Source organism: Nonomuraea maheshkhaliensis (genome assembly GCF_039529435.1).
In the GTDB taxonomy this organism is placed as follows: domain Bacteria; phylum Actinomycetota; class Actinomycetes; order Streptosporangiales; family Streptosporangiaceae; genus Nonomuraea; species Nonomuraea maheshkhaliensis.
On the sequence record NZ_BAAAMU010000014.1, the window covers coordinates 43,181 to 67,840 of the forward strand.

The 24,660-nt window shown below is 71.4% G+C and carries 27 protein-coding genes and 1 pseudogene; 10 read left to right on the plus strand and 18 right to left on the minus strand.

From position 1 onward, the window contains the following. Positions 1-620: SDR family NAD(P)-dependent oxidoreductase (locus ABFX54_RS12170; protein WP_346104213.1), on the minus strand; the 620-nt coding region annotated here is incomplete at its 3' end. Between the two features lie 40 nt (positions 621-660). On the opposite strand from ABFX54_RS12170, the gene ABFX54_RS12175 reads away from it, so the two are divergent. Genes ABFX54_RS12175 through ABFX54_RS12190 form a run of 4 tightly spaced genes read left to right on the plus strand, consistent with a single transcriptional unit; the run spans position 661 to position 3,986 of the window. Then, complete coding sequence (locus ABFX54_RS12175; protein ID WP_346104215.1) at positions 661-1,389, plus strand: enoyl-CoA hydratase family protein; 729 nt, start codon at positions 661-663, stop codon at positions 1,387-1,389. Between the two features lie 56 nt (positions 1,390-1,445). Further along, on the plus strand, positions 1,446-2,219 hold the full coding sequence (locus tag ABFX54_RS12180) for a CoA transferase subunit A (RefSeq protein ID WP_346104367.1): 774 nt from the start codon (positions 1,446-1,448) through the stop codon (positions 2,217-2,219). Further along, positions 2,206-2,928 carry a CoA-transferase subunit beta gene (locus ABFX54_RS12185; RefSeq protein WP_346104217.1) on the plus strand — a complete coding sequence of 241 codons (723 nt, stop codon included), beginning with the start codon at positions 2,206-2,208 and terminating at the stop codon, positions 2,926-2,928. Before ABFX54_RS12180 ends, ABFX54_RS12185 begins: the two co-directional genes overlap by 14 nt. After that, entirely contained in the window at positions 2,925-3,986 is a 1,062-nt protein-coding gene (locus ABFX54_RS12190; protein ID WP_346104219.1) for an NAD(P)H-dependent flavin oxidoreductase, read from the plus strand. The genes ABFX54_RS12185 and ABFX54_RS12190 overlap by 4 nt, the downstream gene beginning before the upstream one ends. Positions 3,987-4,018: 32 nt before the next feature. Here the strand turns inward: ABFX54_RS12190 and ABFX54_RS12195 are convergent, their stop codons facing one another. The 3 genes from ABFX54_RS12195 to ABFX54_RS12205 form a co-directional block, all read right to left on the minus strand. Next, complete coding sequence (locus ABFX54_RS12195; protein ID WP_346104221.1) at positions 4,019-4,690, minus strand: pentapeptide repeat-containing protein; 672 nt, start codon at positions 4,688-4,690, stop codon at positions 4,019-4,021. Between the two features lie 4 nt (positions 4,691-4,694). After that, positions 4,695-6,173 (minus strand): glycoside hydrolase family 3 protein, encoded by a 1,479-nt coding sequence (locus ABFX54_RS12200; RefSeq protein WP_346104223.1) that lies wholly within the window; start codon positions 6,171-6,173, stop codon positions 4,695-4,697. Positions 6,174-6,316: 143 nt separating this feature from the next. Further along, positions 6,317-7,492: an acetyl-CoA C-acetyltransferase gene (locus ABFX54_RS12205; RefSeq protein ID WP_346104225.1), complete on the minus strand. Its 1,176-nt coding sequence runs from the start codon at positions 7,490-7,492 to the stop codon at positions 6,317-6,319. A 97-nt stretch (positions 7,493-7,589) separates the two neighbouring features. Here ABFX54_RS12205 and ABFX54_RS12210 point away from each other — a divergent pair, with 97 nt between their 5' ends. After that, positions 7,590-8,258, plus strand: a complete 669-nt coding sequence (locus ABFX54_RS12210) for a TetR/AcrR family transcriptional regulator (RefSeq protein ID WP_346104227.1) — start codon at positions 7,590-7,592, stop codon at positions 8,256-8,258. Further along, on the plus strand, positions 8,255-8,935 hold the full coding sequence (locus tag ABFX54_RS12215; RefSeq protein WP_346104229.1) for a DNA alkylation repair protein: 681 nt from the start codon (positions 8,255-8,257) through the stop codon (positions 8,933-8,935). The genes ABFX54_RS12210 and ABFX54_RS12215 overlap by 4 nt, the downstream gene beginning before the upstream one ends. A 121-nt stretch (positions 8,936-9,056) precedes the next feature. Here the strand turns inward: ABFX54_RS12215 and ABFX54_RS12220 are convergent, their stop codons facing one another. Genes ABFX54_RS12220 through ABFX54_RS12230 form a run of 3 tightly spaced genes read right to left on the minus strand, consistent with a single transcriptional unit; the run spans position 9,057 to position 11,275 of the window. Continuing rightward, positions 9,057-9,920 (minus strand): alpha/beta fold hydrolase, encoded by an 864-nt coding sequence (locus ABFX54_RS12220; protein ID WP_346104231.1) that lies wholly within the window; start codon positions 9,918-9,920, stop codon positions 9,057-9,059. Then, on the minus strand, positions 9,902-10,390 hold the full coding sequence (locus ABFX54_RS12225; RefSeq protein WP_346104233.1) for a hypothetical protein: 489 nt from the start codon (positions 10,388-10,390) through the stop codon (positions 9,902-9,904). Before ABFX54_RS12225 ends, ABFX54_RS12220 begins: the two co-directional genes overlap by 19 nt. Before the next feature lie 48 nt (positions 10,391-10,438). Next, positions 10,439-11,275: a LysR family transcriptional regulator gene (locus ABFX54_RS12230; RefSeq protein WP_346104369.1), complete on the minus strand. Its 837-nt coding sequence runs from the start codon at positions 11,273-11,275 to the stop codon at positions 10,439-10,441. Positions 11,276-11,359: 84 nt separating this feature from the next. Between ABFX54_RS12230 and metE the strand changes: the two genes are divergently transcribed. Then, complete coding sequence (gene metE / locus ABFX54_RS12235; RefSeq protein WP_346104235.1) at positions 11,360-13,546, plus strand: 5-methyltetrahydropteroyltriglutamate--homocysteine S-methyltransferase; 2,187 nt, start codon at positions 11,360-11,362, stop codon at positions 13,544-13,546. A gap of 162 nt (positions 13,547-13,708) precedes the next feature. On the opposite strand, the gene ABFX54_RS12240 is transcribed toward metE, so the two are convergent. The 8 genes from ABFX54_RS12240 to ABFX54_RS12275 form a co-directional block, all read right to left on the minus strand. Beyond that, positions 13,709-14,578, minus strand: a complete 870-nt coding sequence (locus ABFX54_RS12240) for an alpha/beta fold hydrolase (RefSeq protein ID WP_346104237.1) — start codon at positions 14,576-14,578, stop codon at positions 13,709-13,711. A gap of 307 nt (positions 14,579-14,885) precedes the next feature. Further along, positions 14,886-15,440, minus strand: coding sequence for a GNAT family N-acetyltransferase (locus ABFX54_RS12245; RefSeq protein WP_346104239.1), 555 nt, complete (start codon positions 15,438-15,440; stop codon positions 14,886-14,888). 61 nt (positions 15,441-15,501) lie between these two features. Further along, complete coding sequence (locus tag ABFX54_RS12250) at positions 15,502-16,356, minus strand: phosphotransferase family protein (RefSeq protein ID WP_346104241.1); 855 nt, start codon at positions 16,354-16,356, stop codon at positions 15,502-15,504. Positions 16,357-16,393: 37 nt separating this feature from the next. Further along, entirely contained in the window at positions 16,394-17,311 is a 918-nt protein-coding gene (locus ABFX54_RS12255; protein WP_346104243.1) for a carbohydrate ABC transporter permease, read from the minus strand. Then, positions 17,311-18,222, minus strand: coding sequence for a carbohydrate ABC transporter permease (locus ABFX54_RS12260; protein WP_346104245.1), 912 nt, complete (start codon positions 18,220-18,222; stop codon positions 17,311-17,313). Before ABFX54_RS12260 ends, ABFX54_RS12255 begins: the two co-directional genes overlap by 1 nt. Beyond that, the gene (gene ngcE, locus ABFX54_RS12265) at positions 18,222-19,634 is read right to left on the minus strand and encodes an N-acetylglucosamine/diacetylchitobiose ABC transporter substrate-binding protein (protein WP_346104247.1); all 1,413 of its coding nucleotides are present in this window, start codon (positions 19,632-19,634) and stop codon (positions 18,222-18,224) included. The genes ABFX54_RS12260 and ngcE overlap by 1 nt, the downstream gene beginning before the upstream one ends. A gap of 17 nt (positions 19,635-19,651) precedes the next feature. After that, positions 19,652-20,386, minus strand: a complete 735-nt coding sequence (locus ABFX54_RS12270; protein ID WP_346104249.1) for a sugar isomerase domain-containing protein — start codon at positions 20,384-20,386, stop codon at positions 19,652-19,654. Then, positions 20,383-21,255: a MurR/RpiR family transcriptional regulator gene (locus ABFX54_RS12275; RefSeq protein WP_346104251.1), complete on the minus strand. Its 873-nt coding sequence runs from the start codon at positions 21,253-21,255 to the stop codon at positions 20,383-20,385. The genes ABFX54_RS12270 and ABFX54_RS12275 overlap by 4 nt, the downstream gene beginning before the upstream one ends. A gap of 79 nt (positions 21,256-21,334) precedes the next feature. On the opposite strand from ABFX54_RS12275, the gene ABFX54_RS12280 reads away from it, so the two are divergent. Continuing rightward, positions 21,335-22,327, plus strand: coding sequence for an N-acetylglucosamine kinase (locus tag ABFX54_RS12280; protein WP_346104253.1), 993 nt, complete (start codon positions 21,335-21,337; stop codon positions 22,325-22,327). 35 nt (positions 22,328-22,362) lie between these two features. Here the strand turns inward: ABFX54_RS12280 and ABFX54_RS12285 are convergent, their stop codons facing one another. The 3 genes and pseudogenes from ABFX54_RS12285 to ABFX54_RS12295 form a co-directional block, all read right to left on the minus strand. After that, positions 22,363-22,788: an arsenate reductase ArsC gene (locus tag ABFX54_RS12285; protein ID WP_346104254.1), complete on the minus strand. Its 426-nt coding sequence runs from the start codon at positions 22,786-22,788 to the stop codon at positions 22,363-22,365. Next, positions 22,781-23,044, minus strand: a pseudogene (locus ABFX54_RS12290) (arsenic resistance protein); the annotation flags it as partial. The pseudogene ABFX54_RS12290 and the gene ABFX54_RS12285, both read right to left, overlap by 8 nt. A gap of 149 nt (positions 23,045-23,193) precedes the next feature. Next, positions 23,194-23,448, minus strand: coding sequence for an ArsR/SmtB family transcription factor (locus ABFX54_RS12295; protein WP_428834522.1), 255 nt, complete (start codon positions 23,446-23,448; stop codon positions 23,194-23,196). A gap of 170 nt (positions 23,449-23,618) precedes the next feature. Here ABFX54_RS12295 and ABFX54_RS12300 point away from each other — a divergent pair, with 170 nt between their 5' ends. Both ABFX54_RS12300 and ABFX54_RS12305 read left to right on the plus strand, forming a co-directional pair. After that, complete coding sequence (locus ABFX54_RS12300) at positions 23,619-24,095, plus strand: GntR family transcriptional regulator (RefSeq protein ID WP_346104256.1); 477 nt, start codon at positions 23,619-23,621, stop codon at positions 24,093-24,095. 41 nt (positions 24,096-24,136) lie between these two features. Beyond that, positions 24,137-24,649, plus strand: coding sequence for a GntR family transcriptional regulator (locus ABFX54_RS12305; protein WP_346104258.1), 513 nt, complete (start codon positions 24,137-24,139; stop codon positions 24,647-24,649). The last annotated feature ends 11 nt before the right edge of the window (positions 24,650-24,660 follow it).

The following is a 24,660-nucleotide window of genomic DNA, read 5'->3' on the forward strand; positions in this document are numbered from 1 at the left end:
GTGTTGGCCAGGCCCACGACGACCGTGTTGACCCGTACCCGGGGGGCCCACTCGGCGGCCAGGCAGCGGGCCAGGTGGTGCAGGCCGGCCTTGGCGGCGCCGTACGCGGAGGTGCCGGGTGAGGGGCGGGCGCCGCTGGCGCTGCCGATCATCACCACGGCCCCGCCCGCCTCGGCGAGCAGCGGGTACGCGCACTGCGAGACCAGCAGCGGGGCCGTCAGGTTGAGCTCGATGACGCGGGCGTGCAGGCGCGGCGACGTGCCCTCCAGGGGCGCCGGGGGCGAGCCGCCCGCGTTGTTGACCACGACGTCGAGCCGGTCGAACCCCGAGATCAGCCGCTCGACGTCCGAAGGATCGCGCACATCGGCCTGGACGAAACGGAACCCCCCGGCCGCGACGACGTCCAGCCCGCCCACACGGTCCTCGCCGGCCGCGTCGGCGCCCCGCCCGGCCGCACCGGTAGCGCAGGATTGATGGTCGCGGCCGGTGGGTGGGGTCCTGGCGCAGACGGTGACCTCGGCGCCGGCCGAGGCGAAGGCGGCGGCGATGCCGGCGCCTATTCCCTTGGTGCCACCGGTCACCAGGACGCGCTTGCCCGCGTAGTCGTAAGTCACGGTCACGAGTGCTACCGTACCAAGCAAGCGTTAGGTAAGGGGGGAGATGGGCATCACGTTGCTGGGCGGAGCGGTCGCCGAGGTGGTCGTTGACCTGCCACCGGTGAACGCGCTGGCCGTGCGGGACTGGGAGAAGCTGGCCCGCCTCGTGCGGGCGGCCGGCGAGGACCCCGCGACCCGGGTGGTCGTGCTGCGAGCCGAGGGACGCGGGTTCAACGCCGGAGTGGACATCAAGGAGATGCGCGACAGCGAGGGGCACGCGGCGCTGGTCGGCGCCAACCGGGCCTGCTACGAGGCGTTCGCCGCCGTGTACGAGTGCGCGGTGCCGGTGATCGCGGCCGTGCACGGGCACTGCCTGGGCGGCGGCGTCGGGCTGGCCGGGAACGCGGACGTGGTGGTGGCCGGCGAGGACGCCTACTTCGGCCTGCCCGAGGTGGACAGGGGCGCGCTGGGCGCCGCCACGCACCTGTCCAGGCTGGTGCCGCAGCATCTCGTCCGAGCCATGGTCTACACGTGCAGAAACGTCACCGCCGCCGAGCTGCACGCCTTCGGGTCCGTCCTGGAGGTGGTGCCGCGCGACAAGCTGCGCGAGGCGGCGATGGAGGTGGCGGGGCAGATCGCGGCCAAGGATCCGTACGTGATCCGCCGCGCGAAGGAGTCGCTCAACGGCATCGACCCGATGGACGTCAACCGCAGCTACCGCTTCGAGCAGGGCTTCACCTTCGAGCTGAACCTCCTGGGCATCGGCGAACGGCACAGGGAGCGGTTCGAGTGAGCGCATCGGCCAACGACCCGGCGGGCGGTCTGGGAGCACGCCCGGGGAGCAAGGTGATGACGGCCGAGCAGGTGGCCGCGTCCGTGGAGAGCGGCATGGCGGTCGGGATCGGCGGCTGGGGCTCGCGCCGCAAGCCCATGGCCCTCGTCCAGGCCCTGCTCCGCTCCCCCGTCCGCGACCTCACCCTCATCTCGTACGGCGGCCCCGACGTCGGCATGCTCTGCGCGGCGGGAAAGGTGCGCAGGGTCGTGGCCCCGTTCGTGACCCTCGACTCCATCCCCCTCGAACCGCACTTCAGAAGAGCCCGCCAGACGGGGGCGATCGAGTTCACCGAGTACGACGAGGGCATGTTCATGTTCGGCCTGCTGGCCGGGGCGCACCGGCTGCCGTTCCTGCCGACGCGGGCCGGGTTGGGCTCGGACGTGATGCGGGTCAACCCGGAGCTGCGGACCGTGCGCTCGCCGTACGCGGACGGGGAGGAGCTGGTGGCGGTGCCGGCGCTGAGGCCCGACGTGGCGCTCGTGCACGTGAACCGGGCCGACGCGCGGGGCAACGCCCAATACCTGGGCCCCGACCCGTACTTCGACGACCTCTACGCCAAGGCCGCCGGGCGCTGCTACGTCTCGTGCGAGCGGCTGGTGGACCCGGCGGACCTGCTGAAGGAGGGGCCGGTGCAGTCGCTGCTGATCAGCCGCTCGATGGTGGCGGGCGTGGTGGAGGCGCCGGGCGGCGCCGGGTTCACCTCGTGCGAGCCCGACTACGGCCGCGACGAGGCCGAGCAGCGGCGGTACGTGGAGACGCCGTGGGAGGACTTCCGTGAGCAGGGCTGACGTGTGCGTGGTGGCCTGCGCGGAGGCGTTCAGGGGCGACGGGGAGATCCTCGCGGCCGGGATCGGCGGGGCGGTCACGGTGCTGGCCGCGCGGCTGGCCCGGCTCACGTTCGAACCCGACCTGCTCACCCACGACGGCGTCTGCCTGCTCACCGGCGACGTGCCCGCGCTCGGGGAGGCGCCGCAGGTGGTGGAGGGGTGGCTGCCCTTCCGCGAGCACCTGTGGCTGGTGCTGAACGGGCGGCGGCACGTCATGCTCGGAGCCAGCCAGATCGACCGGCACGGCAACACGAACATCTCCTGCGTCGGCGACTGGGCCAGGCCCAAGGCGCAGTTGCTCGGCGTGCGCGGCGCCCCGGGGAACACCCGCTGCGACCCGACGAGCTATTGGATCCCGAGGCACTCGACCAGGGTGTTCGTGCCCGAAGTGGACATGGTCAGCGGGCTCGGCACCGACAGGGGCGCGTTCGAGCTGCGCCGGGTGGTGACGAATTTGGCCGTGCTCGACTTCGGCGGCCCCGGCGGGGCGATGCGGCTGGTGTCGACGCATCCCGGGGTGAGCGTGGCCGACGTGGTCGCCGCGACCGGGTTCGAGCTGGCCGGCGCCGGCGACGACGTCCCCCGTACGCGGGAGCCGACCGAGGAGGAGCTGCGCGTGCTCGACCGCCTCGACCCCGGCCGCCTGCGCGACCGGGAGGTGCCGGCGTGAGGACCGCGCTGACGTCGCTGGTCGGCTGCCGGCATCCGATCGTGCAGACCGGCATGGGGTACGTCGCCGGGGCCCGGCTGGCCGCGGCCACGTCGGCGGCGGGCGGCCTGGGCGTGATCGGCTCGGCCACCATGTCGGTGTCCGAGATGACCGCGGCGATCAGGAGGGTCAAGGAGCGGACGGACGCCCCGTTCGGGGTGAACCTGCGGGCCGACGCCGACGACGCGGCGGCCAGGATCGAGGTGCTGATCAGGGAGGGCGTGCGGGTGGCGTCGTTCGCGCTGGCGCCGCGCCGCGAGCTGATCGCCCGGCTCAAGGACGCCGGCGTGGTGACGATCCCGTCGGTGGGGGCGCGCCGGCACGCGGAGAAGGTGGCGGCGTGGGGCGCCGACGCGGTGATCGTGCAGGGCGGCGAGGGCGGCGGGCACACGGGGCCGGTGGCGACCACCCTGCTGCTGCCGCAGGTCGTGGACGCGGTGGACATCCCGGTGATCGCGGCGGGCGGCTTCTTCGACGGGCGCGGGCTGGTGGCGGCGCTGGCGTACGGGGCCTGCGGGATCGCCATGGGCACCAGATTCCTGCTGACCGCCGACTCGCCGGTGCCCGACGAGGTGAAGCGGTTCTACCTGGCGGCGCGCGAGACCGTGGTGACCCGCGACGTGGACGGGGTGCCGCACCGGGTGCTGAGCACGCCGTTCGTGGCCTCGCTCGAACGTTCCCGCCTGGTCAGGGCGGTGGTGAACGGGGCCAGGTTCAAGCGGCTGTCGGGGCTGTCCTGGCGATCGATGCTGCGCGAGGGGCGGCGCATGCGGCGGGGCCGCGAGCTGACGTGGGCGCAGGTGCTGCAGGCGGCGAACACGCCGGTGCTGCTGCGGGCGGCCATGGTGGAGGGCAGGGTGGATCTGGGGGTGATGGCCTCGGGGCAGGTGGTCACGGTGATCGACGACCTGCCGTCCTGCCGTGAGCTGGTCGAGCGTGTCATGGCGGAGGCGGAGGCGACGCTGGCCCGCCTGCCCGCGAGCGCTTCCGTCAGAGATGAGGCTGCCACAGGACGGTGATGCCGCGTTCGACGAGGCGGGCGGCGGGACGGCTACAGGACGGTGATGCCGCGGGCGGCGAGGATGGCGTTGGCCTGCGTCTGGTTGATCACGGCCCCCGCGAACGCGCGCAGCCTGTCGTCGTCCGGCTGCCCCAGGTCGGCCCCGCGCAGGTCGGCCTGCTGGAACTTGGTCAGCAGCAGCCGCGCGCCGATGAGCCGGCAGTCGCTCAGCGTGGCCTGGGTGAAGTCGCAGCCGGACAGGTCGGCGTCGTCGAAGCGCACGCCCTCGATCACCTCGCCGCGCAGCGAGCAGCCGCCGAGGTTGGCCAAAGTCAGGTTGGAGCGCGCGACCTTGAACCCGGTGCCCCTGGACCCGGTGAGCGAGGCGCCGATCATGCGGCAGCCGGTGAAGGAGACGTCGGTCAGCAGCGCGCCGCCGAACCGGGCCGACGACAGGTCCACGTCGGTGAAGCTCGCGTCGATGAGGTCGGCGTCGCTGAACCTGATCCCCATCCCGCCCCCGCCCTTGAAGACCGCCCCGTCGAGGTCGGCCTTGCGGAAGTCGGTCTGCTCCAGCACGCACGACTCGAACCGCGCCCCGGCCAGCGAGGCGCCCCACAGGTCGGTCTCCGTCAGGTCGCACTCGCGGAAGACGTGGGTCTCCCCCTGGGGAAGCCGGTCGCCCAGCGCCTTGTGTGAGAGGTCCTCGCCGTCGAAGTTCACGATCTCAGAGACTACCGGTCAGCATCTCCGCCGCGGCCTGGCCGCAGACCCGCGCGGAGCCGTACGTGGCGATGTGCACGGCCCCCAGGTCGGACCTGGCGGGCAGGCCCATCTCCACGACCACGGCGTCGGGGCGGGCGCTGAGCAGGTGGCTCAGGGCCTCCGACTGCCAGCGGTGGCGGTGCACGTCCCTGACCACCACGACCAGCGGACGGCCGGCGGCCCGGCCGATCATCCGCTCCAGCTCGGGGCCGGTGGTCTGGCCCGCCGTCAGGCGGACGGTGGAGGTGCCGGGGCGCAGGCGGCTCAGGGGCTCGCCGACGCCCCAGGGGGTCTTCCTGTCGATGGCCAGGTTCATCTCCGGCGCCAGCTCCACCACGCAGGGCTCGGGGCCGAGCGGGAGCACGGCCGCGGTGGAGCGGCGGGTGACGCGGATCGCCCGGCGGGCCGCGGTCAGGCCCACGTGGCCGTTCGCGGGGGCCGGACTGCCCGAGGAGGCGGCCCACGTGGCCAGCTCGCGGACCCTGCGAGCGGCGTCCGCCAGTCGCTCCTCGGGCAGCAGCCCGCTGGTCACCGCCGCCGCGATCGCGTCGCGGATCCCGGCCGCGGTGGCCTCGTCGGCGTGCTCGCCGCCGACGCAGATGGCGTTCGCCCCGGCGGCCAGGGCTCGGGCGGAGGCGCCGCCGATCCCGTACGCGCCCGCCACGGCGGCCATCTCGATGCCGTCAGTGATGATCATTCCGTCGAAGCCGAGCTCCTCCCGCAGCAGCCCGGTGAGCACCTTGGGGCTGAGCGTGGCGGGCAGTTCGGCGTCGTACGACGGCACGAGGAGGTGGCCGGTCATGACCGCCTTGACCCCTTCGGCGATGGCCTCGCGAAAAGGGAACAGCGCGTCCTCGATCCCGCTCCCGGCGACGACCGGCATCCCGTGGTGCGAGTCCACGGAGGTGTCCCCGTGCCCGGGGAAGTGCTTGGCGCAGGCGGGCACCCCGGCCGACTGCAGGCCGCGGACGAACGCCCTGGTGTGCCGGGCGACCAGCGCCGGGTCCGCGCCGAAGGCCCGCAGCCCGATGACCGGGTTGTCCGGGTTGGAGTTGACGTCGGCGGAGGGGGCGAAGTCGAGGGAGATGCCCGCTCCGGCCAGGTCCGCTCCGAGGCCGGCGGCCAGCGACTCGGTGAGCTCGATGTCGTCCACGACGCCGAGCGCGTAACCGCCGGGGCGGCTGCTGCCGGTGTCCGCCTCCAGCCTGGTGACCTCGCCGGACTCCTCGTCGGTGCCGACGAGCACCTCGGGGTTCTCCGCGCGCAGGGCGGCCGTGAGCCGGGCCACCTGGGCGGGGCCGGCGATGTTGCGCGAGAACAGCACCACGCCGGCCAGCCCCGCGCCGAGCCGGCGGCGGATCCAGTCGGGAGGGTCGTGTCCGGTGAAACCGGGGAAGAGGACGGCGTCGGCGAGGCGAAGCAGGTCACCGCTCAGGGGCATGGTCTGCAATCTAATAGGAAAGTTTCCTATTTGCTAGAGGCATTTTCTGACGTCAGCCCGTTTCCTATCATGACAGACCCGACTCATAGCGAGCCCGGCTCACGATCCGCCCGGCTCCTGCCCCTGGCTCCCAGGCCGCCCCGTCAGGGGGATTCCGGGCCGGGCGTGGCCAGTCGTTCGATGATCGTGACGTTCGCCTGGCCGCCGCCCTCGCACATGGTGAGCAGGCCGTACCTGCCGCCGGTCCGCTCCAGCTCGTGCAGCAGCTTGACCGCCAGCACGGCGCCGGTCGCGCCGAGCGGATGGCCGAGGGCGATGGCGCCGCCGTTCGGGTTGACCTTGGCGGGGTCGGCGCCGGTCTCCCGCATCCAGGCCAGCACGACGGAGGCGAACGCCTCGTTGATCTCGATCGCGTCGAAGTCCCCGATGGACAGGCCGGTCACCCCGAGCGCGTGCACGGTGGCGGGGATGGGGGCGGAGAGCATCATGATCGGGTCGTCGCCGCGCGCCGACAGGTGGTGCACGCGGGCGCGCGGCGTCAGGCCGTGCTCGCGCACCGCGCGCGGCGAGGCGACGAGCAGGGCGGCGGCGCCGTCGGAGATCTGGGAGGCCAGGGCCGCGGTCAGGCGGCCGCCGTCCGTCAGCGGCCTGAGCGCGGCCATCCGCTCGCGGGTGGTGTCCCTGCGCGGGCCCTCGTCCACGGCGACGCCTTCGAAGGGGGCGATCTCGCGCCCGAAGTGCCCGGCGTCGATGGCGTGCAGGGCCCGGCGGTGCGACTCGTACGCGTACCGTTCCATCTCCTCGCGCGAGACGCCCCAGCGCTCGGCGATCAGCTCGGCGCCGGCGAACTGGGAGACCTCCTGGGTGCCGTACCGCTGCGCCCAGCCCTTGGAGCCGGAGAACGGCGTCTCGTGCCCGAGCGGCCGGCCCGCGAGCATCGCGGAGGAGATGGGGATCATGCTCATGTTCTGCACACCCCCGGCCACCACCAGGTCGTTCGTGCCGGACAGCACGCCCTGGGCGGCGAAGTGCAGCGCCTGCTGGGAGGAGCCGCACTGGCGGTCGATCGTGACGCCCGGCACCTCCTCCGGCAGTCCCGCCGCGAGCCAGCAGGTGCGGGCGACGTCGCCGGCCTGGGGACCGATGGTGTCCACGCAGCCGAAGATCACGTCCTCGACGGCGGACGGGTCGGCGTCGGCGCGGTACATCAGCTCTCTGAGGACGTGCGCGCCGAGGTCGGCGGGGTGGGCTCCGGACAGCCCGCCGCTCCTGCGCCCGACGGGGGTGCGGACGGCGCCGACGATGTACGCCTCACTCATCCCGATATCGTAGCAAGCGCTTGGTATGTGCGGGAATGCCGTATGAGCTGGGCCGGTAAGGTGAACAAGCGATTGTCCGATGGCTCATAATGGTGTCGTGACCACGCGAAAGAACTCCGGCACCACCGCCGCCCCGGCCAAGCGCCAGCGCGCGACCTCATCGGGGTCGGCGTCCGAGCGTCGCGACCACCTCGTCAAGCTCGCTGCGGAGCTCTTCGCGCGCAAGGGCTTCCAGGCCACGACCGTACGCGAGATCGCCGACGAGGCGGGCATCCTCTCCGGAAGTCTCTACCACCACTTCGACTCCAAGGAGACGATCGTCGACGAGGTGCTGTCCACCTTCCTCGACGACCTCATCGCCCGCTACCGCGCGGCCCTCGACACCAAGGCCGACCCGCGCACCGTGCTGTCGGAGATGGTGCGCATCGGCTTCGGCACGCTGGAGCCCCACCGCGCCGCCATCACGGTGATGCAGAACGACTGGAACTACCTGCGCCAGTTCGAGCGCTTCAACTACCTGGTCAAGGCCGAGGACGAGGTCGAGCAGATCTGGGTCTCGCAGATCAAGGCGGGGCAGGCGGCCGGGCTGTTCCGGGCCGACGTCGACCCCAAGCTGACCTACCGGATGATCAGGGACACGATCTGGGTGGCGGTGCGCTGGTTCCGCCCCGGCGGCAGGCTCAACACGGCCGGCCTGGCGGAGCACTACATCACCGTGCTCTTCGACGGGCTCGCCACCGGCGAGCGCACCACCCAAAAGGGATGAGCCTCGGCAAGGAGGTGCGCCTGGCACTGCAGGAGGCGGCCGAGCCCGCCAAGGCCGAGACCATGCGCGCCTACATGAAGTCCAGCATGCCCTTCCTCGGCGTCAAGGCGGTCCCCCGGCGGGCGGTGCTGCGGAAGGTGTTCGCCGAGCACCGGCTGGGCAGCGCTCCCGAGTGGCGGCGCGCCGTGCTGTCGCTGTGGCGCGAGGCCGAATACCGCGAGGAGCGCTACGCCGCCGTCGAGCTGTCCGGCTATCACCTCTACCGGGAGTTCCAGACCCTCTACACCGTGCCGATGTACGAGGAGATGATCGTCACCGGCGCCTGGTGGGACCTGGTCGACGAGCTGGCCACCCACCGCGTCGGCGGGCTGCTGGCCGCCTATCCCGACTCGATGCGGCCGCTCATGCTGGAGTGGGCGCACGACGACGACCTGTGGAAGCGGCGCACGGCCATCCTGTGCCAGAACCGGTTCAAGTCGCGTACGGACACGGCTCTGTTGTACGCGTGCATCGAGCCGAGTCTGTCGGACAACGACTTCTTCGCCCGCAAGGCGATCGGCTGGGCCTTACGCGAGTTCGCCAAGACCAATCCCGGCGAGGTGATCCGCTACGTGAAGGCCAAGGGCATCTCGGGGCTCAGCCGCCGCGAGGCGCTCAAGAACCTGCCGGCCCACTAGATCAGGTCCCACTGATCGGCCCTCCGGTGGTCAGGCCCAATGTTCGGGCCCAATGATCAGCCCCCGTGCTCGGGCCCAATGATCAGCCCCCGTGTTCGGGCCCCGTGTTCAGGCCCGGCGTTCAGGCCCCCGCAGGCTGCGCGCGCAGTGACAGGACGGCTTCGGCGATGCGCTCGGGCTGCTCATCGAGCATGTTGTGGCTGGCGTCCAGTTCGAGCACGCGCAGGTGCGGGCGGTCGGCGGTGAGCACCGTCAGGTCGCGGCGGATGCCCGCGCGCAGTGCCGGCATGAGGTCGCCGGTCCGGCCGGGCAGCCCCGGCAGGTTCCTGGTGGCCAGCACGAACAGGGCCGGGCAGCGCAAGTCCGCAACCGCGGGGACGCTGTCCTGGAAGTGCGGGTCGTATCTGACCCGCACGGCCAGCTCGGCGTCGGGGCGCGCGTGGACGCCGTCGGCCGTGTGGCGCAGCGCCCGCTCGGGGAACATCGCGACGTGCGCCTCGGGCAGCGGCTGGGCCATCGCCGCGGCCTGGGCGTCGAAGACGGCCTTCAGCTCCGCCAGCAGCGCGGCCACCTCCTCCGCCGCGAGGCCGGCGTAGTGGCGCGGCTCGGTCTCGGCCGAGCGCAGGCCGTCGAGGTTGACGATCCCCGGGCCGTCCGGGTGGCGCAGGCCCCAGCGGATGGCGATCATGCCGCCGAGCGAGTGTCCGGCCACCAGGGGCGCGTCCAGGCCGAGGTGGTCGACGACGGCCTGCACGTCGTCGAGGACGGCCTCCCAGTCCCACGCGCCGTCGCCCGAGCGGCCGTGGCCGCGCAGGTCCATCGCGACGACGCGGCGGGTGCCCGTCAGCAGGGGCGCGAGGGCGTCCCAGTGCAGCAGGGTGCCGCCGAGACCGTGCAGCAGCAGCACGGGAGGCCCGTCTCCGCCGTGGTCGCGGACGGCCAGGCTGACGGGGCGGTCATCGATGATCAGGTCTTGCGGTGCCACGGGATGCTCTCCTGGGGTCGGTTGAGCCGGTCTCGGATGGAGGAGGTGGTGACGCCGCCGTCGGGGTGCCGGTCGAGCTTGCCCCGCTTGACCAGGTCGTGCACGCCCTGGCGGGTGATGCCGAGCATCGCGCCCGCCGTGGCGTACGGCACCGCCGCCGCCGTGGGGTGCCCGGCCGTGCGTGCCACGGCCCGGCCCAGCGCGCTGCGCCACCACGAGTCGGGCGGGTCGAAGGGCCCGTCGCCGGGGAAGAGCACGCCGATGAGCCTGGCCGCGGTCGCGGTGGCCCGCTCCCTGTCGGCGCCCAGCAACTGTGCGGCCCACACCTCGGCCTCCACGCGCAGCCGCGCCCTGACGGGGCTCAGCAGCTCGTCGGAGGTCAGCAGGATCTCCAGCGGGTCGAGGATGCGCGTCTCCAGCAGGCGCACCAGCTCGGCCACCAGCTCGACGTGGTCTTCCGTGGTCGTCACTTGACACAAGATAGCAAGTACTTGCGCGTCGGCGTCAAGTAGTCGGAGTCACCTTGTCCACAGGGCGTCCTGGACGGCTTGGACCAGGGCCATCAGCTCCGGTGTGACCCGTTCCTTCGACCACGCCAGCGCGTACGTGATCCGCAGATCGCCCGCCTCCAGCGGCACAAAGCGCACGTCGTCCCGCCGGATCGTCCTGACCATGAGCTGCGGGATGGGCAGCAGGCCCGCCCCTGCGGCCACCAGGTCGAGGGCGGCGGCGAAGTCGTCGGCCACCAGCCGGGAGCGGCCGGGCAGCCCCGGCCACGGGCGGCTGCCCGGCGTGAGCAACACCTGGCCGCCCAGCTCGGCCGGGCTCACTCGCGGAAGGGACTCCAGGCGGTGCCCGGCGGGGACGGCCAGATGGTCGACGGTGACGTGGAACCTGGCCGCCGTGACGAACCGGGCGGGCGCCGGCGTGGCCAGGATGGCCGCCGAGACCTCGCCGTCCGCCAGCGCCCGCGCGGCCTCGTCGCGCCCGGCGGCGCGCAGCTCGACCCCGACCGCGGGGGTGCGCGTCGCCAGCCGCCTGACGATCCGGGCGGCCAGCGTCCCGACGAGGGGTGGATAAGCCAGATGAATGGTAGGCCGCGCCAGCCGGGCGGCCTCCGCGCCGAACGCCTGGACCGAGTCGATCACCTGCTCCGCGTACGCCAGCAGCGCCTTGCCCGCGGCGGTGAGCCGCACCTCGCGGGCGCTCCGCTCGAAGAGCCTGACCCCGGTGGCACGTTCGAGCCGGGTGATGGCCTGGCTCATGGCGGGCTGGGACATCCCCACGTCGGCGGCGGCGGCCGAGAAGCTGAGCCGTTCCGCGACCCGCGCGAAGCACTGGATCTCCCGAAGCATAAGCAGCACGGATCCATGGTGCATGACGTTCCGGCAGTCGGCAGCATTCCACCGACCTGAACGATCTCGAAGGAGCACCAGAACATGTCCGCATTTTTCCCGTCTTCTCCTGGGTCATTTCCCGCGTCCACCGTGCTCGGATATCCGCGGATCGGACCGCGGCGCGAGCTGAAGCGGGCGCTGGAGTCGTACTGGGACGGGCGGGCGACCCGGGCGGAGCTCGACCGCGTGGGCGCCGAGATCAGGGAGCGCACCTGGCACCGGCTGGCCGAGCTCGGCCTCGACGGCCTGCCGTCGAACACGTTCTCGCTGTACGACCAGATGCTGGACACGGCGGTGCTGCTCGGCGCGGTGCCGGCCCGCTACCGCGACGCGGCCGACCCCTACTTCGCGATGGCCAGGGGCACCGACGGGCTGGCGCCGCTGCGGATGACGAAGTGGTTCGACACGAACTACCACTACATCGTGCCCGAGATCGGGCCGGAGACCGTGTTCAAGCTGGACGCCGCCAAGCCGCTGGCCGAGGTGCGGCAGGCTCGCGAGCTGGGGTACGAGACGCGGCCCGTGGTGGTGGGGCCGGTGACGTTCCTGCTGCTCGGCTCGGCCCTGGACCGGCTGGACGAGGTGCTGGCCTGCTACGAGGAGTTGCTGGCCGCACTGGCGGCGGAAGGGGTCGCGTGGGCGCAGTTCGACGAGCCCGCGCTGGTGGGCGACAGGACGCCGGAGGAGCTGGCCGCCGTCAGGACCGCCTACGAACGACTGGGTGCCCTCGGCACGCGGCCCGCGCTGTTCGTGGCGTCGTACTTCGGCGACCTCGGCGAGTCCCTGCCCGAGCTGGCCGCCACACCGGTCGAGGCCATCGGGATCGACCTGGTCAGGGGCCGGATGCCCGGTGTCGATCTGCGCGGCAAGACCGTGGTCGCGGGCGTGGTGTCCGGGCGGGACGTGTGGCGCACCTCGCCGGAGCGCGCGCTGGCCGCCCTGGGCGCCGTACGCGCCGCGCAGGTCGTGGTGTCCACCTCGTGCTCGCTCCAGCACGTGCCCTACTCCGTCTCGGACGAGCCGGACCTGGCGCCTGAGCTGAAGGAGCGGCTGGCGTTCGCGGAGGAGAAGGTGGCCGAGGTCGTGGCGCTGGCGCGGGCCGACTTCCGCGGCTCCCTGCCGGCCGGGCCGCACGGGCTGTCCGTGGCGCTGCCGGCGCCGGTGGTGGCCGAGGGGCGCGGCCCGTACGCCGGCCGCGCCGCCGCTCAAAAGGCGCACCTGCGGCTGCCCGCCCTGCCGATCACCACGATCGGCTCGTTCCCGCAGACCGGCGAGCTGCGCGCGGCCCGCGCGGCCCTGACGGCGGGGACGCTGAACCAGGAGGAGTACGAGCGTCGGGTCGAGGCGGAGATCGAGCACGCGATCCGGCTCCAGGAGCGGCTCGGCCTCGACGTCCTCGTGCACGGGGAGCCCGAGCGCAACGACATGGTGCAGTACTTCGCCGAGCACCTCGACGGGTTCGCGGTCACCAGGAACGGCTGGGTGCAGTCGTACGGGTCGCGCTGCACCCGCCCGCCGATCCTGTACGGCGACGTGAGCCGTCCCGGGCCGATCACCGTGCGCTGGTCCACCTACGCCCAGTCGCTCACGGACCGGCCGGTCAAGGGCATGCTCACCGGCCCGGTCACGATCGTGGCCTGGTCCTTCGTCCGGGACGACCTGCCGCTGCGCGACGTGGTGTTCCAGGTGGCCGACGCCGTCAGGGAGGAGGTCCGCGACCTGGAGGCGGCCGGGCTGTCGATCGTCCAGGTGGACGAGCCGGCGCTGCGCGAGTTGCTGCCGCTGCGGCGGGCGGCGCAGGACGACTACCTGGAGTGGGCGGTGGCTGCCTACCGGCGGGCCACGTCGGGGGCCAGCGACCGCACGCAGATCCACACGCACCTGTGCTATTCGGACGCCGACCAGATCCTGGCCGCCATCGACGGCCTGGACGCCGACGTCACGACGATCGAGTCGGCCAGGTCGGGGGCGCGGATCCTGGGGACGGTGGCGGCGTTCGGGCGCGGGCTCGGCCCGGGGGTCTACGACATCCACTCGCCCCGGGTGCCCGGCGTCGAGGAGATCGAGGAACTGCTGAGCAGAACCGTGGCGGCGCTGCCGGCGGAGCGGGTCTGGGCCAACCCGGACTGCGGGCTGAAGACGCGTACGTACGAGCAGGTCGAGGCGGCGCTGACCAACGTGGTGACCGCCACCCGGCGGATCAGGGCCGAGCTGGACGCTCAGGCGTAAGGCTCGGCGTCCCCGCTCAGGCGTAACGCTCGGTGTACTCCTCGACCGTCATGCCGAACAGCACCTCGTCGTGATAGCGGCCGTTGGCGTAGTGGCTCCTGCGCCGGCGGCCCTCCTCCACGAACCCCGGCCGGCGGTCGCGCTGAGTCGCGTTTCCGCCTGCTATCGGGCTTCAGTCTTTTCGGTGTGCTCGACGATCGCCGCGATGGCCAGGTCCCAGAGTTCTCGTGGCGGTTGTTGATGCCCGGCACCGGGGAGGGGGACCAACTGCGCGCCAGGGATCTCGGCGGCGAGGGCCTGGCCATGCTCAAGAGGGAACATCGGGTCGGTGGTGCCGTGCAGGACCAGGGTGGGGGCGGTGATCTGGTCGAGCCGGGAGCCGGTCGGGGTGTCGTCGTCCAGGATGAAATGGTTGGTCATCAAGGCGGCCATGTCCCGGGTTCGATCGACCTCCAGAGCGGCGAGCTGCCGGCAGTGCGGCTCGTCGAACCCGAGACTTCCCGCGTACGGCCGTTCCACCTCGACCCGATAGGCCACCACCGCGTCCCGGTCGGTCCAGTCGGGCTCGGGTCCGGGGTCGGTGAACGTGGCCATCACCTGCGGTCTCGGCGGTGGGAGCCTGCGATCGTGCTCGGCGGGGACGGCGGGGCTGGTCGAGGCCAGGCACAAGGTGCTCACCCGTTCGGCGTGTTCGAGAGCGATACGCTGGGCGATGCCGCCTCCCATCGACAGCCCGACCACGTGCGTGCGGGCCACCCCCAGGGCGTCCAGTATTCGCAGTGGGTCGGTGGTCAGATCGTGGGCGGTGTACGACGGTCGTCCGGGCGGTGAGCTGGTCGACCGGCCGGTGTCGCGGTGGTCATAACGCACGACCTGGCGACCCGCCTCGGCAAGCCTCGTGCAGAACTCCTCTTCCCACCAGATCATCGACTGTGCCCCGCCGGCGATCAACAACACGGTGGCATCGGCCGGCACGCCGAACACCTCGTAACACAGGTCGATCCCGTCGATGGTGATCGTTTGCTCGGTCATGGTGCGATCCCTTGGTCGTGGCGGGCCGGGTGCTTGCGGGCCGGGTGCTTGCGGGCCGGGTGCTTGCGGGCCGGGTGCTTGCGGGCCGGCCGCTGCCGGTGCGCTGGGCGGCCTTCTGACGTCAGATCCGGTGCGCCCGCCGGTGGATCCCGATTGAGGTCACCGGGCCAGGGCGAGCGCGCCGTTGTAGCCCCAGGGTGCCATGAGCGGCCCGGCGGCCACGGCTGCGGTCGCCGCCGTGGCCGTGGGCGACGATCAGTGGGTCAGGTCATGGGCGCAGGTACGCGTCTACGCTCGGCGTCCCCGCTCAGGCGTAACGCTCGGCGTACTCCTCGACCGTCATGCCGAACAGCACCTCGTCGTGATAGCGGCCGTTGGCGTAGTGGCTCCTGCGCCGGCGGCCCTCCTCCACGAACCCCAGCCGGTGGTGGAGCGCGAGCGAGGCGTCGTTGTAGCCGTAGACCCAGGCCTCCGCCTTCTGGAAGCGGCGCTCGAAGAACATGTAGCGCAGGGCCAGCACGATGGCCTCGCTCGCGTAGCCCTTGCGCTGGTGCGGCGTGCCGACGGCGATGCCGTAGGAGAAGGTGCCGTGGACGCGGTCGATCGTGTGGGTGTTGATCGATCCGACCAGCACGTCGTCCGCCTTGGTGGCGATGGCCAAGGTGAACTCGTCGAGGTCGAGTTCCTCCTCCGCGTGCTCGATCGCCGCCTTCTTCGCCCGTGCGACGGAGGTGGGCGGGACGAGCCGCCAGCCGCTGCGCACGGCGTCGGAGTCGTCGTCGAAGGCGTGGAAGGCCTCCCAGTCCTCCGGCTCCCTGGCGCGCAGCCGGACGCGCTCACCTACCCAGGCCGACGAAGTCATGGTGGAAAGCCAAGCAGATCAAGGCGCGGTCCTGCGAGCGCTTTTCCGGCGGTGATCACCACTATGCGAACGTTCTCTCCAGATGGGCCAGGGCGGCGTCGGCGTAGTGGCGGGGGCCGATGCTCAGGCCGTACGCCAGGTCCTCGATCAGCGCGCACCTGGCGTGGAACAGGATCCGCGCCCGGTCCTCCTCCGTCACCTCGAACTCGTAGCACGACACCGTCAGCTCGAAGATCTCCGGCCCCAGATCCCGGTAGATCAGCGCGAAGTCGTGCGCGGGGTCCGTGATCGCGGCGTCCGTCCAGTCGATGACGCCCGTGATCGTGGCGCCGTCCGCGTCCACCAGCAGGTGCTCCGCGCCCAGGTCGTTGTGGCAGAAGCGGGTCAGCTCCGGCTCGGCCGGCGGGTGCTGCCGCAGGAAGCGCTCGACCAGCGGGCGCTGGTCGACCGGGACGTGCCGCTCCACGTCCCGGTAGTCGAGCTCGGCGTCCTGGAGCAGCGTCGGCATCGGATAGGCGTCCCGTGGCGCCAGCTCCTCCATCCGCGCGGGCTCGGCGCCGTGGATCGCGCTGAGGAAGCCGCCCAGGGGCCTGGCCAGCTCCCTGGGCCGCAGGCTCGGGGAGCCCTCCAGGAGGTTGAGCGGGGTGCCGGCGAGTTTGCGGTAGGCGATCGCGCCGGACTCGTCGTCGGCGAAGACGACCTCGGGGACGGGCAGCGGGGACAGCTCCCTGACGGCCGCCAGGCGGGCGACCTCCTGGCGGGTCTTGCGCGGTTCGCTCACCCTGCTCCGCCGTACCAGCAGCTCGTCGTTGACCTCGGACACGTAGTTGTCGAGGCCGGTGCCGAGCCGCCGGACGGAACGCACCCGGTAGCCCGGCAGGTGCCGAGCCAGCAGGGCCTGAATGTCGCCGGTCACACCCCGCACCCTAAGCCGGATATATCCGGCGTGCGCGCTATTTCAGGGCACCCGACGTCAGGCCGGACTGGATCTGGCGCTGGAACACCGTGTACACGATCAGCATCGGCAGGATGGCCAGGGTGAGGGCGGCGAACATGGCCGACCAGTCCTGGTCGTAGCCGGCGGCGGTGGAGATGTCGGCGATGCCCATGGTGAGCACCCACTTCTCCCGGTCCTGGAGCAGGATCAGCGGAAGCTGGTACTGGTTCCACTGGCCCAGGATGTTGAAGATCGTGATGCTGATGATGCCCGGCCTGGCCATGGGCAGCATGATCTGGAAGAAGACCCTCGTGTGCGAGGCGCCGTCCACCATGGCGGCCTCCCCCACCGCCGTGGGCAGCGTGCGGAAGAAGGCCGACAGGAAGAAGACGGTGAAGGGCATCGAGTACGCGATGTAGACCAGCACCAGCCCCGCGTGCGTGTTCAGGCCGATGAACGGCCCGATCACCGGCAGGTTGCCCATGTTCTGCACGACGAAGAACAGCGGCGTCAGAGCCAGGTAGACGGGGAAGGCCAGGCCGGAGACGAACAGGAAGTAGATCGCCCGGTTGCCCTTGAAGGGGTAGCGGGCCAGCACGTACGCCGCCATCGACCCCACGAGCATCGTCCCGAACGTGCTGAAGGCCACCACGATGACGCTGTTGAGCATGTACTGGCCGATGTGCACCTGGTCCCAGGCCCTGGCGAAGTTGTCCCAGCGCAGCGCGGACGGCAGCGACCAGGCGTCGCTGAAGATCTCGTCCTCGCTCTTGACCGAGGCCAGGAACGTCCACAGGATCGGGATCATCACGAGCAGGGTCCAGACCAGCAGCGCCAGGTGGGTCAGGACGCCCAGCGGGCCGAGCCGGCGCCGCCGCTCGGAACGGGCGAGCTTGCGCGAGTTCGCCACCGTCCACGAGATCATCGTTGTCATCAGTACTCGATTCGTTCGCGCCGGGACAGGCGAAGCGAGAGGATCGCGAAGCCGACGGTGAAGAAGAACATCACCACGCCCAAGGCCGAGGCGTAGCCGAAGCGGAAGTGGCCGAAGGCGCTGCGATAGATCTCGGCGGCCATGACCGTGGTCGCGCTGTCGGGGCCGCCCTGCTGCAGGGTCATCACCCAGACGATCGCGAACACGTCGAGGGCCAGGATGCCCAGGTAGACCCAGGCCACCTGCACGGTGTCCCACAGCAGCGGCAGCGTGATGCGGAAGAACAGGCTCATCCGGCCGGCCCCGTCGATCTGCGCGGCCTCGAACATGTCCTTCGGGATGCTGGCCAGACCGGCCGAGAACAGCACGACGTAGAAGCCGACCGCCTGCCAGACCATGACCGCCAGCACCGACCAGAACGCCACGTCCCGATCGGACAGGAACCCGATGGGGTCCATCCCGAGCGCCATCAGGGGGCCGTTCAGCATGCCGCTGCCGTCCGGCCGGAACACCTGCTGGAACAGCACCGCGACCACGGCCACGGCCAGCACCTGCGGGAAGAAGAACACCACCCGGTAGAACTTCGCCCCGCGGATGCCGCTCACGCCCGAGGGGCCGCCCACGTTCAGCAGGAACGCGAAGAACAGCGCGATGACGATCGTGATCAGCGGCAGCAGCACCAGCAGGGCGCCGTTGTGCGTGACGGCCTGCCAGAACTTGCTGTCGCCGAAGAGCCGCTGGAAGTTCTCCAGGCCGATGAACCGCGGCGTGGCCGTGACCCCGCGCCAGTCGGTCAGCGCGATGTAGAACGCCTGGAGGTACGGCGCGATCACGTAGACCAGGTAGAGGATCACCGGGGCTGCCAGGAACGAGGTGATGAACAGCCCGCGGCGATACCTGTTGAACAACATCAGCGCTTGTATTTCTTGATCGAGGAGTCGTTCTTGATCTCGTCGGCCTTCTTCTGGATGCGCTCCAGGTACTTGTCCGGGGTCAGGCCGCCGGACATCAGCTCACCGGTGGCGGCGATGGCCTCGTCCTTGAGCGGGCCGTACCAGTTGAACCAGCGGTAGTAGACGGTGTTGGCGCCCGCGGCGGCGACCGCGGCCGAGGCGCTGGTGACGCCGGGCGAGATGTCGCGGCCCTCGGTCGCGCCCTTGACCACGGTCATCGTCCGGACGAGCGCGCTGAAGTCGCCGGCCGCCTTCTTCGACAGCATGGCGCGCAGGTACTCCATGCCGGCCTGCGGGTGGGGGCTCCTGGCCGAGACGATGAAGTTCTCGCCGGGCTGGGTGTGCAGGGTGCCGTAGGGCATCTTGTCGGAGCCGGTCACGTCGGGGATGGGGAACATCCCGTACGCGAAGTCCTCAGGCGTGGTCGTCTTCTGCTCGTTCTCCAGCCAGGAGCCGGAGGGCAGCATGGCCACCTTGTACTTGTTCTGGGCGGTCTGCGTCTGCACGTGGTCGAGGCCGGTGGTGCCCTGCATGAGGTATTTGGCGCCCACCTCCGCCCACGCCGTGGCCGCGGTCTTCATCGCCTCGGAGGTCCAGGCGCCGTCCTCCAGGTTGTCGATGTTGACCAGCACCTCGTTGCCGCCGACCTTGGCCGCCATGGTGAGCAGCGGCTCGTAGAGGTACTGCGGGAACTTGCCCGCATAGGTGAACGGCGCCATCTTGCCGGACTTCTTGATGGTCTCGCAGAGCGCCAGGAACTCGTCCCAGGTCTTCGGGATCTCCCAGCCGTTGTCCTTGAACGCCTTCTGCGAGTACCAGATGCCGTGGATGTAGTTGACGTAACCGAGGACGCTGAACTTGCCGTCGTAGGTGCCGATGTCGATCACGGACGGGTCGATGGTGTCCCTGACCTTGACGTTCGGGTCGTCCCACGAGGGCGCGTCGAGCAGGGCGGTGAGGTCCTGCAGCTGCGAGTCCTGGGAGAGCGCGCCGAAGTCGATGAAGTTGGCGCCCGAGTTGTCGATGACCTCGGGCGGGTTGCCGCCGGCGAAGCGCGGCTGCAGCACCTTGGTGATCTCCTTGGTCGAGTTGTGCTTGATCTCGACCTTGGGGTACTTCGAGGCGAACAGCGGCTGGTGGATGTTCTTGGCGTAGTCCTGGCCGAAGCCGCCGTCGAAGATCCAGACCTCCAGCGGCTTGCCGTCGGCGACGCCGAACGGGTTGGCCGCGCTCGTCGCCGCCGGAGCCGCCGAGCCGGAGGCCGCGGGAGGCGCCGCCGGCGTGGCACACGCGGCCAGCGCCCCCGCCACGGGTACGAGCGCGGCGCCGCGCAGAAGCTCGCGCCTGGAGATATGGGGGGTGTTAGGCATGGTTGTACTCCTGATCTTCATGTACCGCGTCTGATGCGCCCTGCGTAGCGGCTCTCAAGGGCCTTGTTGTGCTCGTCGCCGCCGGTCACGTTGGCCGACAGGTAGATGGGAGGCGTCTCGCCCAGCGCGATGAGCCGGTCCACCGCCTCGGTGACCACCATCTGCGCGAGCAACGCCGAGGTGATCGTGGAAACCGCGCCGTAGCTGCCGCCCCCGGGCAGGTCGAGAACGGCGTCCCCGTACGGCGCGCCGTTGTCGAGCACGACGTCGGCCAGGTCGAGCAGCTTGCCGCCCGACGGGTGGCGCGAGGTCATGCGGGTGCTGTGCTGGACCGAGGTGATCGCGATCAGCGGATGACCCCGCTCCTTGACGATCGTGGCCAGCTCCACGACCGTGCCGTTGACGCCCGAGCTGGACACCAGCACGAACACGTCCGCGGGCTCCACCGGCGCCAGGTCGTAGATCCGGTGTGCGACGGCCGGGTCGCGCTCCAGCTCGGGAGTGAGCACGCTGGGCGGCTGCCCGCCGTAGAACACCAGGTCGCGGGGGCTGAGGCGGTTGCTCGGCACCAGGCCGCCGGCCCGCCCGGCGATCTCCATGGCGATGGCCTCGGAGTGGCCGGAGCCGAAGGCGTTGACCACGCCGCCCGCCCTGATCGAGGTCACGAACAGCGCCGCCGCGCGGCTCACCGGCTCGGACTGGCTCTCGGCGACCCGCTGGGCCAGGCCGAGGACCTCGGATGCGTACGTCATTGGCCTCTCTCCACGCGGTGGCTCTCCACGGCGCTGATGGTGCGTTCGAACGCCTCGTTCGTGCGTTCGTAGGTGAGCTGGGCGACCGCCACGTACACGGCGTCCAGGACGAAGAGCTGCGAGTGCACGGCGGCCAGCCCGCCGAGCCGCCACGTGGTCTCCCTGCTGGCGGTGGTCAGCACCAAGTCGGCCAGCTCCGCCAGCGGGGAGCGGGCGAACGAGGTGACGGCGACGGTGGTGGCGCCGTGGCTGCCCGCCTCCGCCAGCGCCTCCATGACCTCCCGCGTACGGCCCCGGTGGCTGATGCCGATGGCCACGTCGCCCGTCTTCATCAGCGCCGCCTCCGACAGGGCCACGTGGGCGTCGCCCGCGCTCCAGCCGGGGATGCCGATGCGGCGCAGCCGCCCTTCGAGCATGCTGGCGACGTTCCCGCTGGTGGAGACGCCGACGAGGAGCACCCTCGGCGCGGCCACGATGGCCTCGGCCACGCGGGCGACGACGTCGAGGTCGAGCTGGGCGGCGGTGTCGGCGATGAGCCTGGTGTCGGCGGCGGCCATCACCTCGATGGCGGCGTCGAGCGGGTCGTCGGGGCCGATCTCGTGACCGACACCCGCGCCCCAGCCCGCCTGGGCGGCCCGGCCGGTCTCGGTCGCCAGCGCCACGCGCAACTCCGCGTAGCCGGAGAAGCCGAAGGCCCGGCAGAACCTGGTCACGGTGGCGGGCGAGCTGCCCGCCCGTTCGGCCAGCGCGATGATGGTCGACCGCGCGGCCTCGGCGGGATCGCCGAGAATCACCTCACCGACCCTGCGCAACGCCTCCGGCAAACCGGGTAGTTCTGTTTCGACGCGCCCGAGCGCTCCTGAAGTCACGAATATTCCTTCCGAATACCCGGTCTTCTGGCGAAAATTATTCTTGCTTACCGGTCACGTCAACCCCCAGACTCGGACCGTGACTGAATCGCTAGTGGTCGGTGTCGATGCCGGGGCCACCTCCAGCCGGGTCGCCGTCCACACCCTCGACGGGACGCGGGTCGGCTACGCGCGGGCCGGGGCGGGCAATCCGAGCGCCCACGGCCTGGACAAGGCGGTGGCGGCGATCGGGAACGCGCTGGAGTCCGCGCTGCCGCCCGGCGGCGGGGCGCGCGTGGTCGCGTCGCTGGCCGGGGTGGCGGGGCTGGTCCAGGAGATGGAGCCCGAGCTGGCGAAGGTCTGGGCCCGTCACGGCATCGCCGAGGGCCCGCGGTGCATGGGCGACCTGGCGATCGCGTACGCCGCCGGCTCCGCCGAGCCGGACGGCTCGCTGCTGCTGTCCGGCACGGGCGCGGCGGCGGCCCGGCTGACCGGCTTCGAGCTGGACGCGGTCGCCGACGCGATGGGCTGGCTGCTGGGCGACACGGGCTCCGGCTTCTGGATCGGCCGCCAGGCCGCCAAGGCGGTGATCGAGGCCCTCGACCGGGGTCTGCCCGTGGAGTCCCTGCTGCCGGGCTCGGGACACGAGCTGGTGAGTCTCGTGGGGGCACGATTCCTGGGCGACGAGCGGCCGGCCACGCCGCGCGCCGCCGCCGCCCGCATCGTCCGGCTGGCCCAGGCCGACCACATGCGGCTGGCCGCCCTGTCGCCGCTGGTCGGCCAGGCGGCCGAGGCGGGCGACCCGCTGGCGGAGGGGATCGTGCGGGAGGCCGCCGATCACCTGGTGGCGACCCTGCGCAGGGTGCACGTGTCGGGGCCGGTGGTGTTCGCGGGCAGCGTACTGACGAACGACGGGCCGGTGCGGCGGGCGGTGTCGGAGCTGCTCGCCGGCGAGCGGGTGGCGACGGCCGGTGACGCGGCAGGGGCGGCGTCCTGGCTGGCGGGCCGCGACCTGCTGCCGGACGCCGACGCCAGGTCCCGGCACGCCGCCTTCACCGCCGCTTCCGGCTCCCCGCCACCAGCCCCTCGGTAACTGGAGGTGGACCGGCGCCGCACGAGGATCACCGTTCACGAGACGAGCTCGGTGATCAGCTTCTCCACCCGGGCACGGATCTCGTCGCGGACCTGCCGCACCATCTCGATGCCCTTGCCGGCGCGTTCGTCCAGATTCCAGTCCTCGTAACGTCTGCCGGGGAAGACGGGGCAGGCGTCGCCGCAGCCCATGGTGATCACGGCGTCGGAGGTCTCGACCGCGTCGATGGTGAGCGCCTTCGGCTGCTCGCCGGTGATGTCGATACCCACCTCGCGCATGGCCTCGACCGCCACCGGGTTGATCCGGCCGGCGGGCGCCGACCCTGCGGAACGGACCTCGACGCGGCCTGCGGCCAGGTGGGTGAGCCAGCCGGCGGCCATCCGGGAGCGTCCGGCGTTGTGCACGCGGACGAACAGGGCCGACGGCTTGCCGGTGGTGGTCTCGGGGGCGCCGTCAGACACGGGCAGGCTCCTTGGCGGTGAACAGGCGGCGGCCGGCCAGGCTGACGTAGACCAGGGCGACCAGGACGGGAACTTCGATGAGCGGGCCGGCCACGCCCGCGAGGGCCTGGCCGGAGGTGACGCCGAAGACACCGACCGCGATGGCCAGCTCGAAGTTGTTGCCGGCGGCGGTGAAGGCGAGCGTGGTCGTCTTGTCGTACGGCAGGCCGATCGCCTTGCCGGTCAGGAAGCCGCCGCCCCACATGAGCGCGAAATGCCGAGGCAGACCAGCACGTAGAAGGCGTCGTCCCCGGCCGAGACGTCGCGCGCGGACCGGGGCAGGCCGAGTCGGGCTGACTCACCGGCGGACTCACTGACGGGCCCGCTGACAGGCCCGCCGACAGGTAGCGTCAGCAGCGCCGACAGCTAGCCCAGCGTCTCGGGCACCAGCCGGTAGTAGACCCAGGAGGCGCGCCGCTCGGAGGTCAGCAGCCCGACTTCTTTGAGCACCTTCAGGTGGTGGCTGATGGTCGGCCGGGACAGCTCGAAGGCGCCGGTGATGTCGCACACGCGCGCCACCCCGGCCGCCCGCTCGGCGTCCAGCGGCTCGCGGGTCAGCCGCGGGCTGCACTCCAGGATCTCCAGCAGTTCCATCCACCGCCCGTCTGTATAGATGTTCATCCAAATAGATGTACGTCTATTTCGTCCGCCTCCGCCCGACCGCCACGGGAGCCTCTCCCGGTCAGCGCGACATGTACGGTCGTCTCTTCTCGTCTGTATGAGCAATGTGCTTTGTCTACCGAGACCGAACGATATGAGAGCTGTCGCCCGGCTTGGCCTATGTTGCTCACGTGCTCGACTATGAAGGGGACACCCACGTCTACATCCAGATCGCCGACATCCTGCGAGAGCGGCTCTCCTCGCTCACGGCGGGCAGCCCGGCGCCGAGCGAGGCCGAGATCCAGCAGGAGTTCGGGGTCGCCAGGACCACCGCCAGGCGGGCGGTCCACCTCTTGCGCGAAGAGGGTCTCATCTACACCGTCCAAGGGGAGGGCGCCTTCGTCGGCCCGCCCACCGGAGGTCCGCGACAGAAGCGGAAAACCCCGCTTTACCAGCAGATCGCGACAAAGATCAGCGATCAGATCAAGGCCGGGGAAATAGCGCCGCGACGTCCCATACCCGGCGAATCGGCACTGCAGAAGCAGCACGGGGTGGCGCGCGAGACCGTCCGCCGGGCCATGGCGCTGCTGCGGGAGCAGGGCTGGATCTACACCGTCGCGCAGCGCGGCAGTTACGTCTCGCCGAAGGAGTCGTGGCCGGAAGACTGACTTCGCCTACTTACCCGTATCGACACGTCTACGCTATGAGCATGCTCGACCGTGATGGCCCGACGCCCCTGTACGTCCAGGTCGCCGAGATGCTCCACGAACGGATCGCCCGCGGCCTGCTGCGCACCGGCGAACCCGTGCCGAGCGAGGCGGCCCTTGAGGCGGAGTTCGGCATCGGGCGCACCACCGCGCGCAACGTGGCCAGGGAGCTGCGCAGGCGCGGGCTCGTCCACACCGTGCCCGGCGAGGGCACCTTCGTCGGGCCGGCCGGCGTGCCGCGGGTCAAGCCCGCGCGCGGCCTGCACGCGCTCATCGCGTCTGATCTGGCCGGCCGGATCAGACGCGGCGAGCTGCGGCCGAACCGGGTGATCCCCAGCCAGAAGATCCTCATGCGGCAGTACGGGGTCGCCGGGGTCACGGCGCGGCGGGCCGTCTCCCGGCTGCGGGAGCAGCGCTGGGTCTTCACCGTGCCCCGGCGCGGCACGTACGTGTCGGACCCGGCCGAATGGCCCGAGGACGCGCCCAGGACACCCGCGCCTCTCACTGGGCCCTGACCCGGCTCCAG

Bases quoted from the DNA above. Each gene is read 5' to 3' on its own strand.
- metE (WP_346104235.1), top strand. From the start codon at position 11,360: ATGTCCGCATTTTTCCCGTCTTCTCCTGGGTCATTTCCCGCGTCCACC.
- ABFX54_RS12175 (WP_346104215.1), top strand. From the start codon at position 661: ATGGGCATCACGTTGCTGGGCGGAGCGGTCGCCGAGGTGGTCGTTGAC.
- ABFX54_RS12270 (WP_346104249.1), bottom strand. From the start codon at position 20,386: ATGACGTACGCATCCGAGGTCCTCGGCCTGGCCCAGCGGGTCGCCGAG.
- ABFX54_RS12215 (WP_346104229.1), top strand. From the start codon at position 8,255: ATGAGCCTCGGCAAGGAGGTGCGCCTGGCACTGCAGGAGGCGGCCGAG.
- ABFX54_RS12255 (WP_346104243.1), bottom strand. From the start codon at position 17,311: ATGACAACGATGATCTCGTGGACGGTGGCGAACTCGCGCAAGCTCGCC.
- ABFX54_RS12260 (WP_346104245.1), bottom strand. From the start codon at position 18,222: ATGTTGTTCAACAGGTATCGCCGCGGGCTGTTCATCACCTCGTTCCTG.
- ABFX54_RS12205 (WP_346104225.1), bottom strand. From the start codon at position 7,492: ATGAGTGAGGCGTACATCGTCGGCGCCGTCCGCACCCCCGTCGGGCGC.
- ABFX54_RS12240 (WP_346104237.1), bottom strand. From the start codon at position 14,578: ATGACCGAGCAAACGATCACCATCGACGGGATCGACCTGTGTTACGAG.
- ABFX54_RS12230 (WP_346104369.1), bottom strand. From the start codon at position 11,275: ATGCTTCGGGAGATCCAGTGCTTCGCGCGGGTCGCGGAACGGCTCAGC.
- ngcE (WP_346104247.1), bottom strand. From the start codon at position 19,634: ATGCCTAACACCCCCCATATCTCCAGGCGCGAGCTTCTGCGCGGCGCC.
- ABFX54_RS12305 (WP_346104258.1), top strand. From the start codon at position 24,137: ATGCTCGACCGTGATGGCCCGACGCCCCTGTACGTCCAGGTCGCCGAG.
- ABFX54_RS12295 (WP_428834522.1), bottom strand. From the start codon at position 23,448: ATGAACATCTATACAGACGGGCGGTGGATGGAACTGCTGGAGATCCTG.
- ABFX54_RS12245 (WP_346104239.1), bottom strand. From the start codon at position 15,440: ATGACTTCGTCGGCCTGGGTAGGTGAGCGCGTCCGGCTGCGCGCCAGG.
- ABFX54_RS12180 (WP_346104367.1), top strand. From the start codon at position 1,446: ATGACGGCCGAGCAGGTGGCCGCGTCCGTGGAGAGCGGCATGGCGGTC.
- ABFX54_RS12200 (WP_346104223.1), bottom strand. From the start codon at position 6,173: ATGCCCCTGAGCGGTGACCTGCTTCGCCTCGCCGACGCCGTCCTCTTC.